Source organism: Hyphomicrobiaceae bacterium (assembly GCA_041397645.1).
Lineage (GTDB): Bacteria > Pseudomonadota > Alphaproteobacteria > Rhizobiales > Hyphomicrobiaceae > Hyphomicrobium_B.
On the sequence record JAWKWE010000004.1, the window covers coordinates 161,701 to 176,691 of the forward strand.

Below are 14,991 nucleotides of genomic sequence, written 5' to 3' on the forward strand. Positions count from 1 at the left end.
AACGCGATTTCCGCTCATCGGCCTGCACGCGACGGTGCCGTGCGAAGAATGCCATCGCTCGAACACCTTCAAAGATGCGCCACGTGCTTGCGAAAGCTGCCACAAGGATAGTCATCATCAGGGCAAGTTAGGTCCCGTCTGTTCTCGTTGCCACAATCCAAACGGCTTCAAGCTCTGGATATTCAATCACGATCAACAAACGACATTCGCACTCACGGGTGCGCACAAGGGTCTTACCTGTCACGCCTGTCATAAGTCTGCTGCCGTACAAAAAGTATCAGCCCCGACAACCTGCTTTGGATGTCATCAAAGCGATGATGCACATCGCGGCGCCTTCGGCCGTGCGTGCGAGAATTGCCATACGACGGAAACGTTCAGACAACGTCGTCAGAGATAGTCGTCTAGACGCAGACGATGTCCATCGCCCTCAAAAAGGAATATCTCCCGACCCGAACCGTTATCACGACAACCAGTTGAAATTGCACACCAATACTTGAACGTTTGATTACAGAATAGTCATTTTCGCAAGGCCTTGAAAAAGCTCGGTGCTCTCGGGGGAAGCAGCGAATTATGACGTGAGCGCAAGGGGGAAAGCATGAAGGCAGCGAAAATCTTCGCCGCGTTTTTCTTCGTGCATGTCTGCGCTCTGATGGCATTGTTCTCAAGCTCTGTCGAAGCGCAACAGGCAGTTACCGGCTTCGATCACCGGCAGACCGGATTTCCTCTGTTGGGCGCGCATGCCAGCGCCGACTGCGAATCCTGCCACGTTGGCGGACAGTTCAAAGGCACGCCCTATAAGTGCAGCCTGTGCCATAACGGCTCGCGCGCAACGGGAAAGCCGAACGGTCACCCACCGACGAGCGAGAATTGCGAGGCTTGTCATTCCGCGAGCGGTTGGTCTCAAACGCGATACGACCATCGAGAGGCAAATGCTCCGTGCATGTCATGCCACAACGGCTCGGTGGCGCGCGGCAAGCCATCGAACCATGTTCCAACGACACAGCCTTGCGAGGCGTGTCATAAGAACACGCTCATGTTCACAGCCACATCGTTCGACCACTCCGGCATCACCACCGGGTGTGCGAGTTGCCATAACGGCTCGACGGCTCGCGGCAAACCTGTAACCCATGTGCCCACCGCCGCGGCCTGCGAAACCTGCCACCGCTCAACGTTGACTTTCGCGGGCGCGAGGTTTGACCATTCTGGAACAACATCGGGCTGCGCCACCTGCCACAACGGCACCACAGCAACCGGCAAGCCGCAAGGCCACGTGCAGACTTCGCAGGCATGCGAGACATGCCATAAGTCTACGACGACGTTCGCAGGTGCCGCGTTCAACCACTCCGGCATCACGTCAGGCTGCGCCACCTGCCACAACGGCACCACAGCAACCGGCAAGCCGCAAGGCCACGTGCAGACGTCGCAGGCGTGCGAGACATGCCATAAGTCTACGACGACGTTCGCGGGTGCCGCGTTCAACCACTCCGGCATCACGTCGGGCTGCGCCACCTGCCACAACGGCACCACAGCAACCGGCAAACCGAAAGGCCACGTGCAGACTTCGCAGCCGTGCGAGACATGCCACAAGTCTACGGTGACCTTCGCCGGGGCCTCCTTCAATCACTCCGGCATCACCTCAGGATGCGCGACCTGTCACAACGGCACGACCGCTACAGGCAAACCGAAAGGCCACGTGCAGACTTCGCAGCCGTGCGAGACATGCCACAAGTCCACGGTGACCTTCGCCGGGGCAGCGTTCAACCACTCAGGAATTACCTCGGGCTGCGCCACCTGCCACAACGGCACCACCGCAACAGGCAAGCCGACCAATCACCTGCCAACCTCGCAACCTTGCGAAACCTGTCACCGAAGTACGCTCACGTTCGCTGGAGCGCAGATGAGCCACACGGGCATCGTGTCGGGCTGCGCGACTTGTCACAACGGGGTCTACGCCCGCGGCAAACCGAATGACCATCCACGAACATCGGCACCGTGTGAGCAATGCCACAATACTCGGAGTTGGGATCGGTGAAACGCGACGAACGATCATACTGCCGCGTGCTCCGAGCCTGTCTCGCTGTCGCTGCTTGCATGTTCGCAGCTGCCCCCGGGACGACCGCGCGTGCAGAGCCTGCTCTCGACCGTGTTCTTTCAGGTGTCAACGTGGGTGGCAGCGGAAAATGCACACTACTCGACATCGGATTCAATCTGCGTGTTCGCTATGTGAGCCATTTCCCAACCGTCAAGGGGCAGGAACTGCGCATCCTGCTGCGCGCCATTGATGGACCTCGGGCCGCCGCCGAAATGCTTTCACGACGCGAGGCTTTGCGCCCACCCGAAATCAAGAACGCATCCATTCGGGCGATTTTCTTCGAGGCCGGCAACGCGGCTGGGCCGGCGCTCGTTGTGCAGTTTGCAACGCCTGTCTATTACGATGTGGCGCAAGGCGGCGATTTCCAGAGCATTGTCGTGGCGGTTTCCGGCTCCAAACCCTCGGCCTCCTGTAAGCCGATTTCGCCGTCCCGCAACCTTGGCGGCTGGTCGACAAGCGTCTCTCGCAGCAACGGAGATCGCATCGCCATGTCTCCCGTCAGAGCCCATCACCCAAAGGCAGGCACGGCGACCCCGGAGCAAGTCAAACAGGCTGCCGCCGCCTTGGACGAGGGGCGTGCCGCGATGCGCAAAGGTCAATACGACAAAGCGATTGCGATTTTCACCAAAGTCCTGAACCTGCCCGAAACTCCCTTTAGCGCCGACGCCCAGGAATATCTTGGCGTTGCATATCGCAAGGCGGGCGCGACAGATAAAGCGCGCGCAGAGTTCGAAGACTACCTCGCACGCTACCCATCGGGCGACGGAGCCGAGCGCGTCCGCCAGCGCCTCGCTGTCATTGTCACGGCAACAGCCGACGCCTCGGAGTTGCTCGAGAGCGCTCGTAGCAAGGCTGCGGTTGATGATGGTACACGCACATGGACCGTGTCTGGGAGCGCATCGCAATTTTACATTCGTGATGACAGCTTTCGAACGCTGCGCGATCCTTCGCTACCGCTCGATATTAATGCGGACCTCGACACCCACCGCGTTCATCAGAATGATCTCTTATCGACGCTGGACGCGATTGCTACCTGGAGCGGTGGTGGCACGAAATCGAAACTGCGCTTCTCTGGCACTGAGGAGCACAGCTTCTCCGACGAAGATGACATCATCAGCGTCGCCGCGCTCTACCTCCAGTCGTCCGTTTCCGACTGGGGCTTCGAAGGCCGCATCGGCCGACAGACGCTGAATTCAGGCGGCGTGCTGGGCCGTTTCGACGGCGTATATGCGAGCTACGCACCAAACGAACTGTTCCGCTTTGGCGCCGTCGCCGGATCGCCGGTGCTGCGACGGAGCGACGACCCGTTCTTGGATGAGCGCTATTTCTACGGTGGAAGTATCGACATCGGACAGTTGTATGGCGGCTTGGACTTCAGCGTGTTCGCTGTTGAGCAGCGTGACCGTTCGATCCTGGACCGGCGTGCCGTCGGTGCCGAGTTCCGCTACAATAGCGCCAGTATTTCTTCGTTCGGCACTCTCGACTATGACATTCACTATAACGAACTCAACGCAGCCGTGCTGAACGGCACGTACACATTCGCTGACAAATCTACGCTATTTGCCGCTTATGAATATCGCAAGTCACCATATCTCTCGACATGGACCGCATTGCAGGGACAAATCTATCCCACGCTCTACGAGATGCTTCGCAACACAACATTGCAGCAGGTGGAACAATACGCCATTGATCGAACTGCCGCCTTCACAACAGCGTCGGTCGGCTTCTCACACCCGATCAACAGTACGTTCCAGGTAAGCGCCGATGCCACTGTGACAAATCTCGAGGGCACGATCATGTCCGGCGGCGTTGAAGCGATCACGGGCACAGGAAACGAATACTTCTATTCGGCTCAGCTCATCGGCAACAACGTATTCGCCAACGACGACCTCATGATCGCCAGCGTTCGCTTCGCCGATCTTGCGCTGTCTAACTACTACGTTCTTGATTTGAGCGCCCGTTACCCTCTGATCGACAATCTAAAGATCAATCCGCGACTGAGGCTCGGCTACCGGACAGGCGACGTCGACAATCTCGTCGAATATTCCGTCCTGCCGTCGGTTCTCGTGGACTACTACTTCACGCGCGACATGAGCCTCGAATTCGAGGTCGGCGCCGATTGGCGAACCTCAAAGCAAAATGGAATCGAGGAAACATCGACCGAACTCTTCTTCACCGTTGGCTATCGCTATGACTTCTACGCGGATGGCCAGATGAATAACCAATCCCGCATAACACCCTATGGCGTCGGCGCCCTGCCACAGCAACGCTAGGGGTCACCGCGATCAAATCGGGCCGCTTTCACAATTCGACGATGACGTTGATCGCATCGCTCCATTTGAATTGCGAGCGCGCATAGCCTTGCGATGTTACGGACTCAAATTGCGATAGGAAAGGTCGGAGCATTTAACAAACCAATTTCCGCCACGAATTCCGCATCTTATTGGAGCGGGGAGATGCCACTTCAATCTGAAGAGAGGTATCGCATGTCCGAGCATTTGGAACGCCATAGTCGCTCACCACTCGGATGCGCAGCACAAGTGGAGGACGGGCGATGACAATCGTTCTCGACTGGATCTGCGTGTTCTCATTTCCCGCTGCTGTCGCGGTTACCGTGTGGACGTTGTTCAGGCGGACGTTCAGCCCCACCGATCAGGTCTCGTCCGTCGTCGAGTCGCTCATAGGCGGCCAGACAGCCAACGCCTCACAACGCCAATGCAATGCTCCGACCCATTCCGATACTCAAAAGGTCCTAGCACGCAGCGACATCTCCGCCCCGGCGAAGATGCTGTCAGTATTGCTCTTCACATTTCTTGTCGGCCCATCGTCGGAAGCTGAAGCAGCGCGCTTCGAGTTCGATCAGCGACGAACAGAAGTTCGCTTCACATACAAAATGGCATATTCGACCCAGCGCGGCCGCTTCACCAAGGTGAGCGGCACACTGGACTATGACGAGAACACCCCAGAAAAGAGCAAGATCCACGCATCAATTCGGACAGCCAGCCTCACCACGGGCGAAGCACTCGTAGACAATGAACTAAAAGGTTCGTCGTTTTTCAACGTTGAAGAATCCCCCGTTATCGCCTTCAAAAGCCTTACCGTGAAGCCGCGGTCGCCGACGGCGGCGCAAGTGGTGGGTGAAATAACCATCAACGGCATTACGAAGCCCGTCACCCTGGACGTTAGCCTCAACCCGCACGACGATCCCGCCTTGAAGTATGATGAAGGCGCACGCCAGTTTATTGCTACGACGCGAATTCAACGCAGCGCCTTCAACATGACTTCGTACCAGTCGATGGTAGACGACGAAATCGAGATTGAAATCGACGCGATCGTGCGGCCAAAATAGTATCGACATATTATCGACGGCGGCGTCATTTAAAATGTCGCCGCCCTATGCTTTTCACTCAGAATTTTCGGCGCATCTCGAACCGGATACCGAAGCTGTCATCAGCGCTTTCCTTGAACTGATAGGTGGCATCAGCGCGAAACAGCCACGCGCGATCCAGGGGAATTTGATAGCGCGCGCCAATTGCGTATTGCGCATCCTGCGCGCCAATACCGTCCTGCTCGAGCGGTTGTACGGTCGCGACTTCGAATACCAATTGCTGGTCGAGATTGAACAAATACTGCAACCCGATCGCCCCACCCCACGCGTTGGAAGCGGTGTCGTCCAGCTTGGGGTAGCCCGTCAGTGCGTCAGTTTCAAAATTGATACCGACGTTCTTCAAAATGCCGGCACCGTTGCCGTCTACCAAGGGCTTCGGATCCCCGAATCCTACAAAGAAGTTGGCATAGGGCAGCAGGGTACTCGGGAGGCCGGTTATCAGGCTATTCTCCGAGATGATTGCAAAGCCGTCGCCACGCTCGCCAGACCCGTTACCCTCGCCAAAGTTGGCAAAAAAGCGCGTCGAATTCGAAATCGTATTGGCGTAGCGCCGGCTATATGCGGCAGTCAGATAATTTTCGAGTAGTCCGTCCCGCTCGCCTGTTCCCTGTAGCAGGCCATATCCTGCTTCGATATAGCCACCCCAGGCGTCTATGAACGTAGTGATCCCGTACACATTGGCATCGTGCTTGTCCGCCTTGCCGTCTGCGCGAACGACACCAGCATTGTCGACGTTATCGAACGCGCCAAACACTGTAATGTCAAAATTGGAAAGCCCCAGCGCCGCCGAGTTTTTCGCAGGGATCGTGAACGCACCTCCGAGAATGGCGTCGTTCGCCCAAATCCCATTCTGTAGGAAAAGGGGAAAGAGCCCGACTGTAAAAGGGAGATCGAAGCTCGGATAGCTACCTGTCGCGCCAGCGTAAATTGACGCTATATCGCCTTCAAAAAAGAACGTTTGCGGATTGGGATCAAACTCGCCAGTGAATTTTCCATCTCCGTCCGCGCCACCAAATTCAAAACGCGTAAAGCGCACATTGTCCTCCTGAATCGGAGTAAAAAAGGCATGCAATCTTTCCGTCGCGGTGAGCTTAAGATCCACGTCAATGTTGAGACGGGTTGCAACCTGAGCGATGTCCTTACCGTTATTGGAATTGTAGGCAACTGCCGTGCGCCAGTCTCCATAGACTGAAAGCCCGGGAAGCAGCGGATTGAGCTTGCCGAGAATAGTGCTGCTCTCGTCATAGGCACCTGAGGTATATTGCTGGCGTCCGATCTCAAGCAGCGGTCGCGGCGGGTCAACAGCAGTTTTTCCGCCATAGATCTCTGCTTGTTCGGCCGCATTGTACTTGGCGTCGTAGCTCGGGTCCGGACGAAACGCGCTCGATGCGTGCTTGCTCTTTTTCTTTTTTTTGCTCTTGGGAACGACGGTTTCCTGGTCTTTGCGGTTTCCACCTGCCCCGTCGTCGTGCATCTGTTGGGAACCATCCGCGCTCGAAGATTGGCTTTGCGCGGCCGCCGGCGCGGCAAAGGATCCGCCCGACGACATCATGAAATGGCCGCCGCCAACCATCAAAGACACGATAGCTGTGGCCGTTCTCGCGGCCATGGCACGCGGAGTCTTTGCATCATACGTCATCAAGAAGTTCCACTCCGCGCCTCGCGCCAGCTGTCTCTGACAGGAAGCTTCAAAGAGTGCTTCGGCCCCGTATTCTTGAAGCCGTGAGGCGGCCCCAACTCCGAAACGCCCGTGTTTGCGTTATTCAACCCTTTACGTGGACGTCGACCTCGAAGGTATGAAAGTCCATGATCCGCTCATTCATGTTCTGCTCCATCGCACGTGTCGCGCCGACGAAGCGCATGAAGTAGATCGGCTCTGCACGGCTGCGCATCCGGAAGGCAAGGCGATACGTGCCTGGCTTAATGATGAGACGACCAGGAACTTCATACTTCGCTAGTTTCACGCCGAGTGGCGCCAGCGAGTGGTTCTCCATGCGCACAAGCGGCGGATGATTGAGAACCGTCGTTGGTATGCCGGGCGGTCTCAGATGCGGCAGCGGATCGACGTCGAAGTTGACGGGGAGGTACATCTCGCGATCGGTTCCTTTGACATTCGTGGTCAAGAACTTGGTCTGGAAATTCACGAGCTGCTGGTCAGTACCGATTCGCCCGGCAGCGACTTCAAGGCTGTGCAGGTCCGCCATGTCGCCATTTGCATCGACATACCCGGACTCCCAAATGTTCGCCCCATCAGGATCGACAAGCGCCACGTTCACCCAAAGCTGCGGCTGCGCGCCCAGCGAGCCGGACGGAAGATTGTGCCCGGTGTTGGTATTCTTGATCTTGTAAGAGAAGACGAAATCCCGCCCCACCGATGGCGTCCCTTCGATAAACGGACCATCGACATTGGTGCCGTTCTCCATAACCTGCTTGCGAATTTTGTCTCGCTCGTCGAGCTTGGCGATATTCTCGTCGATGATTGCGCGTGCGTCTTCCCGATCCAGCGCATCCGCCCAGCGCTTGGGAAATTTCGGTCTGATTTTCTTGTCGGCGACCTTGTCTTCGAAAGCTGCCGTACCCCAGCCCGCCCGCCAATCGAACAGCAGCCAATCCTCGATGCCGATGGCCTGCGCCTTCGGATTATGTGGAAAGATGCCGGGGTGGGCGATGGAGTAGCCCGGTCCGATAAACCGATGATTGGCGTGCTTGCGCCCCGGATTGATCTTCTTGCCGCCGACGATCGCTGAGGGTGCCGTACCATATCCTTCAGGCTTGCCCGGCACTTTGCCCATATGGCAGTCCTGACAGGTAACGCCGGCTTTGCGTGCAGGGCTATCGCGATATTGATCCCAGACGACTTCGAGTTTGATACCGAGGTTTACCGCTACCTGGTGACAACTCACGCAGAACTCTGACTTCGTAATCTGATCGTTCGGGATCATCCCCTTGTGGATTCGGTTACCGCGCTCTTTCTCGCTGGTAGCAACAGTGAATGTTTCTTTATTCTTGATTACATCGTTGATGACGCTCTTCTCGCCGCTGCCATACACAGGTTCGAAAATCTTGCCCGGTTCGACGCGACGTTCGCCGTTGACCTTGCCGTAATGCTCCTTGACCCTGTGACAAGTGATGCATGTGACGCCTTCTCGCGATATCGGACTGCGCTTCCACAGCGGCGTTTCGCGATTCTCCCCAAGCTGCGTGCCGACTTGCTGGTGACAACGCACGCAGAACGTCCCCACCGTTCCTTGTGTGAGAACCTGGAACTTCTGTTCAAATTTGTGAAACATCGGAGAAATAGATGCGTAGGCATGATTGGACGAAGACCACTCTTCGTAGATCTGCTTGTGACATTCACCGCATTGGGCAGCTGTGGGATAGACACTTTCGTCACTCTCAGCGCCTGCACGGTCAGCCTGACTGTCGCTGATGCTCGTATCCGCTTCACTTTTTCCGGCATTATCTGACCCAGCCTGAACGATCGATGATTGCAAAAGCAGTGGCACAGCGACTAGAGCTGCGACATGCGCGAGAGATATGAGCGAGACGGTGACAGGACTTCTCATTTGCACACACTCTCTCCCCTACGCAGCCAGATGTCGCAGCGCCTCCGCCTGCTGCGATCGTCTGTCATCCGCGCTCAGTTGCTGAACTCAGGTGAAGATCTTCAGATACCAAAAAGGGCGGTCATATGACGAGGAGGGTTGATTCAATTCCAGAATTGACATCAACTTTCGCGTCCGCTCATTGCAGTATTGCAATTTCTGCTTTTGCAATTTTTATCATATCCAAGACCGGCACATAACTCGTTTGCGATATATTCAACACTGCCAAATCTTCTCATCATATCAGATCGCTGCTACCTCTTTCGGATGCCCACCGTTACCCGCACTCTATTTTCTCCAATTTCACCCGATCGTCGGGGCATATATTTTCGATATGAGGATTTTCGATCGAATTGAAGGCCATTAAATCGTCACGGTCTGCCCTCTTTCTAATTGTGCAACGGACGGTCTGGCGGGACCTGCCGCGATGGGGAGATCAATGTCACAATGAGTTTCGGGAACGGACAATGGGGATCACCTATCAGATCGCAATCAACGGTACAAAGATTGCCGCCTCGCGCGGAGAGTTGCTGCTCGATGCGGCCTTAAAGAACGGATTAGACCTTCCGCACCAATGCCGTGCAGGACATTGTGGAACGTGCTGCATGCGCTTAATCTCAGGCAGCGTAGATGGCGGCGCGGGAACGGAACCCGGCATCGTGCACGCCTGCCAATGTCGCATCACCGGCAATGCCGCGCTGGAAAGCCGCCATTTGCACGCCTGGCGAAGCGTGGAAGGTGTTTTGCGTGTACTCAGGCCAGTGTCATCTGACGTAACGGAGGTCGGGATAAAAACTAAAGATCCGCTTCCTCACCATCCCGGACAGTATGCATTGGTCCGTTTCAAAGGTTATCCGCAGCGATCCTACAGCTTCACGCATCCAATCCTTGGCAGGCCGGACTCCAGGCTGCTCTGGTTTCACATTCGCCACATCAAGGAGGGGCGCGTCACTTCGGAGCTCGGAAAGCGCATCAGGCGCGGGCATCGCCTCACCCTCACCGGACCCTACGGGACAGCGTGCTTTCAGCCTGCCCAAACAAACCGGTTGCTTCTCGTGGCAACAAATACCGGCTTTGCGCCGATCTGGGCCATTGCGGCCGCCGCGCTGCGGGAAAATCCGTACCGGACAATCATGATCATTGCTGGCGGACGCACGATTGAATCGCTCTACATGGCGCCCGCCTTGGCCCGCCTCTCGAATTTCCCGAACGTGAGGATTTTCGCCGTCTGCAGCCGATCTCAAAACCTTCCCTTATCGATCAATCCCGGCCGACCGACCGATTACCTTCCTCTCTTGACGCCAACCGATTTGGTCTACGCCTGCGGTGCGCCGGAGATGGTCGATGCGGTGAAATCCGTCGCGTCCGAAGCGGGCGCGATTTGCTACTCGGATCCATTCCTGCCCGCCCCCGCCGATGCGGCCGCCCATGCGTCTCTTTTTGCGCGCGCAGTATCGTTGATCAAACGGCCGTCCCGGCCGCAGCTTCTTCACGCGAGCCGCTTCTGTGACCAGCAAATCGCGTAGCAGTCCGCCGACAGAGCACCGACGCACCGCTACTTCCGGGCGCCTCACGCTCGCATGTTGCGTGTCAGTTGTATTTGGCTTCGCCGCCTACGCGGCCTCGCCGATCCCAGGCGCGGCCCCGTCGAAGATCGCGGGGCCGAATGCCTGTGCGGAATGTCATAAGCAGGAGGCGGCCGCCTGGAAGGAAACGCATCACTTTAAGACCTTCCGAGAAATGCCGCGTAATGCGGAAGCAAACGAGATCGCCAAGAAGTTGGGTCTTCGCCGCGTAAAATCGGAGAGACTTTGCCAAAGCTGCCATTTCACCGTGCAGCAGAAGAACGGGCCGCTGGAGCCCATCGCAGGAATCTCCTGCGAGTCCTGCCACAGTGCCAGCGCGGATTGGATCAAGGTCCACAGCGGCTTCAGTGGCAAGACGGCGAAGACCGAGAGCAAGGCCGAAGAAGCATCACGTTGGAAGTATGCGGAGGCGAGCGGTATGATACGACCGCGATCGCTCTACCGTCTGGCCAAGAACTGCTTTGGGTGCCATGTCGTTCCGCAGGAGGAACTCGTCAATAAGGGTGGTCATCGCGCAGGCAGCGCCTTCGAACTCGTATCCTGGTCACAAGGTGAAGTGCGCCACACGACTTGGCACTCCAAGGGCAAATCCAATGTCCCCGCGAGCTCCGCACGCAAGCGCATGCTCTATCTCATAGGCCTTGGCGTCGAACTCGAAACAGCCTTGCGCGCGATTGCCAAAGCAACGGCCCGCAAGCCTTATGCATTCGAAATGGCCCAACGCGCCGATCGCGCACGCAAAGAAATCGCGGTTGCCGCGAAGGCCGCGCCCAACGTCCCCGAACTCGCAAATATCGTCGAGGCCGCGCATTCAACGGGTTTGAAACTCAATAACGAGCAAGCACTCAGCGCCGCGGCAGAAATCATCGCCCAGTCTCTGCAAACCATCGCCACAAAGTATGACGGCAGCACTTTGGCTGCACTCGATAGCCTCATCCCTGGGCCCGAGAAAGCAATCGGCAAGCCACGCGAGCCAGGTGCCATCAACTAACGTCCTGGAGCGATGGCGCAGACAAAATATTTTACGGAGAGAAAGCGTGGCAACAATTGATCGAAGCTCGTCCGACCACAACCTCAGGAGCGTCGCGCTTCAGCTCCTGCTGATCGGCGTCGCCTCGGCATGTTTGTTGGAACTCGTTTTTCTATACGGCAACGCGCTGCGTGACCCGCGCTATCTCGACGGCTGGATGCTCGCCGGCGGCATGGGCCTGCAAATCTACTTCCACGTCGCGGTGAAGTTCGGATGGCTGTCAGCGAAGTCCGCAAAGCGCTGGCGCAAACTGCATATCTATACCGGCCTCGCATTGATCGCCGTGTTCTTCTCCCATACGCAGGCTTCGCTCCCCGACACCAGCTTCGAGTGGGCACTTTGGTTATCGTTCGTGCTCATAACGTTGAGCGGACTGGTCGGCATACTCATTGCATCCGCCATCAAAGCGGCGCGGCGCGCAAACCAGCCTACCAGGCGTGAACTCATCAAGGTACGATTAGTCGATCTTGCTCGCGACGTTGAAGCGGTTCTCCCCGCGACTGATGGCGAAACAATGCTTCCCGGTCTTCCAGCCTCGCCTGATGAGATCTGGACCAAGGATCTCTACGACAAACATCTCAAATACTACTTCGCACAAAGCCGTTTCACATGGCGGCAAATCTACGGTAGTCAAACCGCCCACCGCTTGATCACGGACGAACTAGATCACCTCGCGCACTACGCCTCTCCATCAAGCAAGGAAAGGCTCGCGACCATCCGCAACCTCGTCAGAGACAGGTTGCGGCTGGACGCTGCTTATCGGCTCGTCGTCCTTTCCGACGCTTGGCCATTTATCCACGTACCGCTGACGTATGCGCTGACCGTTTTGACAGTCCTCCACGTCGTGGTGGTCTACGCCTTTTCTTCAGGGGCCTGGTAATGGAAACGCCTGGAGGAGCATCGTGATCAAAGCAATGCGGTCGCCGGGACGGCTTGGCATGGGAGCAGCACGCGATCACGTCGCGTCGTTCGCAGCGGTTGCTACCGTCGTGACCTTGGGCGCCGCGTTCTCACTCTCTACGAGCACACAGTTCTTGATGCCGGGCCCCCTGTCGAGCGTTCACGGCGCGATTAAAGAGTGCAGCGCCTGCCACACCAAGAGCGGAACGGGTAAGCTCAAATGGCTGCAAGGCCTCCTACCTCGCACGCACAGAGCCGACAGCGAAGCTTGCCTTTCGTGTCACAACATTAGCAAAACGTCTGCTTTCAACGCGCACGGTGCAAGAGCGGACATGCTCCAGAAGAGCAGCGAACGGCTCGCGCCTCTAGCCGTGACTTCACCCGCACCGCAAGCAGCACGCGCGCAAGACGTCGCTTTCCCAGTCAACAAGCTCGTTGAAACCGGACTGGCCTGCGCCACATGCCATCAGGAGCATCAGGGCACAAACTTTAACGTGGCCGGCATGACCAACGAGCAATGCCGTTCCTGCCACCTCATTAAGTTCGACAGTTTCGCTGGCACGCACCCAAGGTTCGAAAGCTATCCGTTCCGTCGCCGCACGCGGATCGTGTACGATCATACAGCGCATTTCGACAAACATTTCCCTGAAGTGGCAAAGAAGGAACCAACGCGGCGCATCCCTGCGACCTGCGCCTCGTGCCACCAGAGCTCCGACGACAAGAAAGTGATGACGGTAATGCCCTTTGAGCAAACGTGCGCCGGCTGTCATCTCGATCAAATTACAGGAAAGGAGCGAGTCAACGGACCGAAGGGTATCGCGTTCCTGAGCCTGCCGGGGCTTGATCTCAGCACGCTTCAAGCCAAAGGCGCAGCCATCGGAGAGTGGCCGGCGGACTCGGATGCACCCTTCACACCATTCATGAAGGTTATGCTGAGCGCTAGCCCGAAAGGGCGCGATCTCGTCAAATCCGTCGAAAACATAAACCTTCAGGATCTGAGTTCGGCGACTGCGACGCAAATCGCATCTGTCGCGAGCCTTGCACGTGAAATCAAATCGCTCTTGTATGCTTTGATCACGACCAAACCAGCAACCGTGCTCGCTGGCGCGAAACCGGATGCAGACCGCATTTCCGACCTCATCGCCGCCCTGCCGCGCGACGTCGCAATCGCTGCGCAACGGCAATGGCTACCCAACCTGGCAGCGGAAATGAAAAACGGCCCGGGCGCGCGGCTGCCAGAAGAAACGGCAGTTTCCGCCGATCCAGCGGCAACACACATTGAGCAAGCAGCGGCAAAGACGCAAACACCCGAGCGTTCGCGCCCCGACGACCCGAAAAATCCGCCGGAAGAAGAGGACGCGCCAGAAGACGCAAAAGAGAAGGCCACGGCACCGCGAGGCAATCCACAAACCTGCCTTGTACGCATGCTTGGCCAGTGCGTGATATCCAAGGGCCCGAGCGGCGGAAAGTCCCCCACTGCGGATCAATCGGAATCCGACGCATCCGAATCGCGACCGAAAAAGCCGAAGAGAACGTCGTCCGCCAACAAGTTACCCGCAGCCATGCGGGCGGGCCTTGGCGATGTGCCTCCAACGGCCCAAGCTGCCACGCAATCGTCGCGCGAGCGCCCAACCGGTACGCAAATGGACGAACTTCTTAACCCGACGCAGGAAGAGCAGCGCGAAATCAACGCGCACAGGAAGGGCAACCGACCGCGTGAAGCACCGTCTGCCGCTTTAGTCGGAGAACAAGCGTCGCGACGCGGCGGAACGACGTCATCAAGTCCTGCGCCGCTGGATGATATCGAAACCAGCCTGGATGCCGAGAGTTGGGCCGAGAGAGGCGGCTGGTATCGTCAAGACTACACGATCTTCTATCGACCCACCGGTCATAAGGACAGGTTCATAGCGTCGTGGCTGCTTCTCACGGCGCCACAAGCACAAACCCGCAGCGTCAATCCGTCAGCATCAGTGTTCAACGCCCTAACGGGCAAGGACGCACAAGGTGCCTGCACCAAGTGCCACAGCATAGACGTCGCACCGGGCAAAGGAGTGACTGTGCACTTTGCGCCCATATCATCCGCGGACAAGCATGGACGATTTACGCGTTTCATCCATGACCCGCATCTCAGTCAACCGGGTGATCGCGGATGCTTTACATGCCATGAACTCGCAAAGGATCGTCCCTATTTGAAAAGTTATGAGCAACCCGATCCTCTAAAATTCGTAGCAGCCTTTGATCCAGTAAAGAAAGATACCTGCCAAGGCTGCCACAGCGCCGGAAAGGCACGCGAAGACTGCCTGCTGTGCCACGCCTATCACATCGACGGCGTCGCAACGCGTATCCGCGATACCAAACTCCCAGTGCGTTAGAACGAGAACCATCAGCAC

Annotated in this window: 9 protein-coding genes; 7 read left to right on the forward strand and 2 right to left on the reverse strand. The window is 57.2% G+C overall.

Annotated elements, in window-relative coordinates:
- Nucleotides 1-595 precede the first annotated feature (595 nt).
- From R3D51_00840 to R3D51_00850, 3 genes are all read left to right on the forward strand, one after another.
- A complete protein-coding gene (locus R3D51_00840; protein MEZ5898016.1) occupies nt 596-2,032 on the forward strand; it encodes a hypothetical protein in 1,437 nt (478 codons plus the stop codon).
- Nucleotides 2,029-4,365, forward strand: a complete 2,337-nt coding sequence (locus tag R3D51_00845; protein ID MEZ5898017.1) for a tetratricopeptide repeat protein — start codon at nt 2,029-2,031, stop codon at nt 4,363-4,365. The genes R3D51_00840 and R3D51_00845 overlap by 4 nt, the downstream gene beginning before the upstream one ends.
- Nucleotides 4,366-4,646: 281 nt before the next feature.
- Nucleotides 4,647-5,441 (forward strand): YceI family protein, encoded by a 795-nt coding sequence (locus tag R3D51_00850; GenBank protein ID MEZ5898018.1) that lies wholly within the window; start codon nt 4,647-4,649, stop codon nt 5,439-5,441.
- A 58-nt stretch (nt 5,442-5,499) separates the two neighbouring features.
- Here R3D51_00850 and R3D51_00855 read toward each other — a convergent pair whose 3' ends face one another.
- On the reverse strand, nt 5,500-7,119 hold the full coding sequence (locus R3D51_00855; GenBank protein ID MEZ5898019.1) for a hypothetical protein: 1,620 nt from the start codon (nt 7,117-7,119) through the stop codon (nt 5,500-5,502).
- Between the two features lie 124 nt (nt 7,120-7,243).
- Nucleotides 7,244-9,046, reverse strand: coding sequence for a multiheme c-type cytochrome (locus tag R3D51_00860; protein ID MEZ5898020.1), 1,803 nt, complete (start codon nt 9,044-9,046; stop codon nt 7,244-7,246).
- Nucleotides 9,047-9,552: 506 nt separating this feature from the next.
- Between R3D51_00860 and R3D51_00865 the strand changes: the two genes are divergently transcribed.
- The 4 genes from R3D51_00865 (at nt 9,553) to R3D51_00880 (ending at nt 14,973) form a co-directional block, all read left to right on the forward strand.
- Nucleotides 9,553-10,611: a 2Fe-2S iron-sulfur cluster binding domain-containing protein gene (locus tag R3D51_00865; GenBank protein ID MEZ5898021.1), complete on the forward strand. Its 1,059-nt coding sequence runs from the start codon at nt 9,553-9,555 to the stop codon at nt 10,609-10,611.
- A 61-nt stretch (nt 10,612-10,672) separates the two neighbouring features.
- Nucleotides 10,673-11,662, forward strand: a complete 990-nt coding sequence (locus R3D51_00870; GenBank protein ID MEZ5898022.1) for a cytochrome c family protein — start codon at nt 10,673-10,675, stop codon at nt 11,660-11,662.
- Between the two features lie 46 nt (nt 11,663-11,708).
- Nucleotides 11,709-12,581 carry a hypothetical protein gene (locus R3D51_00875; protein MEZ5898023.1) on the forward strand — a complete coding sequence of 291 codons (873 nt, stop codon included), beginning with the start codon at nt 11,709-11,711 and terminating at the stop codon, nt 12,579-12,581.
- A 22-nt stretch (nt 12,582-12,603) separates the two neighbouring features.
- On the forward strand, nt 12,604-14,973 hold the full coding sequence (locus tag R3D51_00880; protein ID MEZ5898024.1) for a hypothetical protein: 2,370 nt from the start codon (nt 12,604-12,606) through the stop codon (nt 14,971-14,973).
- Nucleotides 14,974-14,991 lie beyond the last annotated feature (18 nt).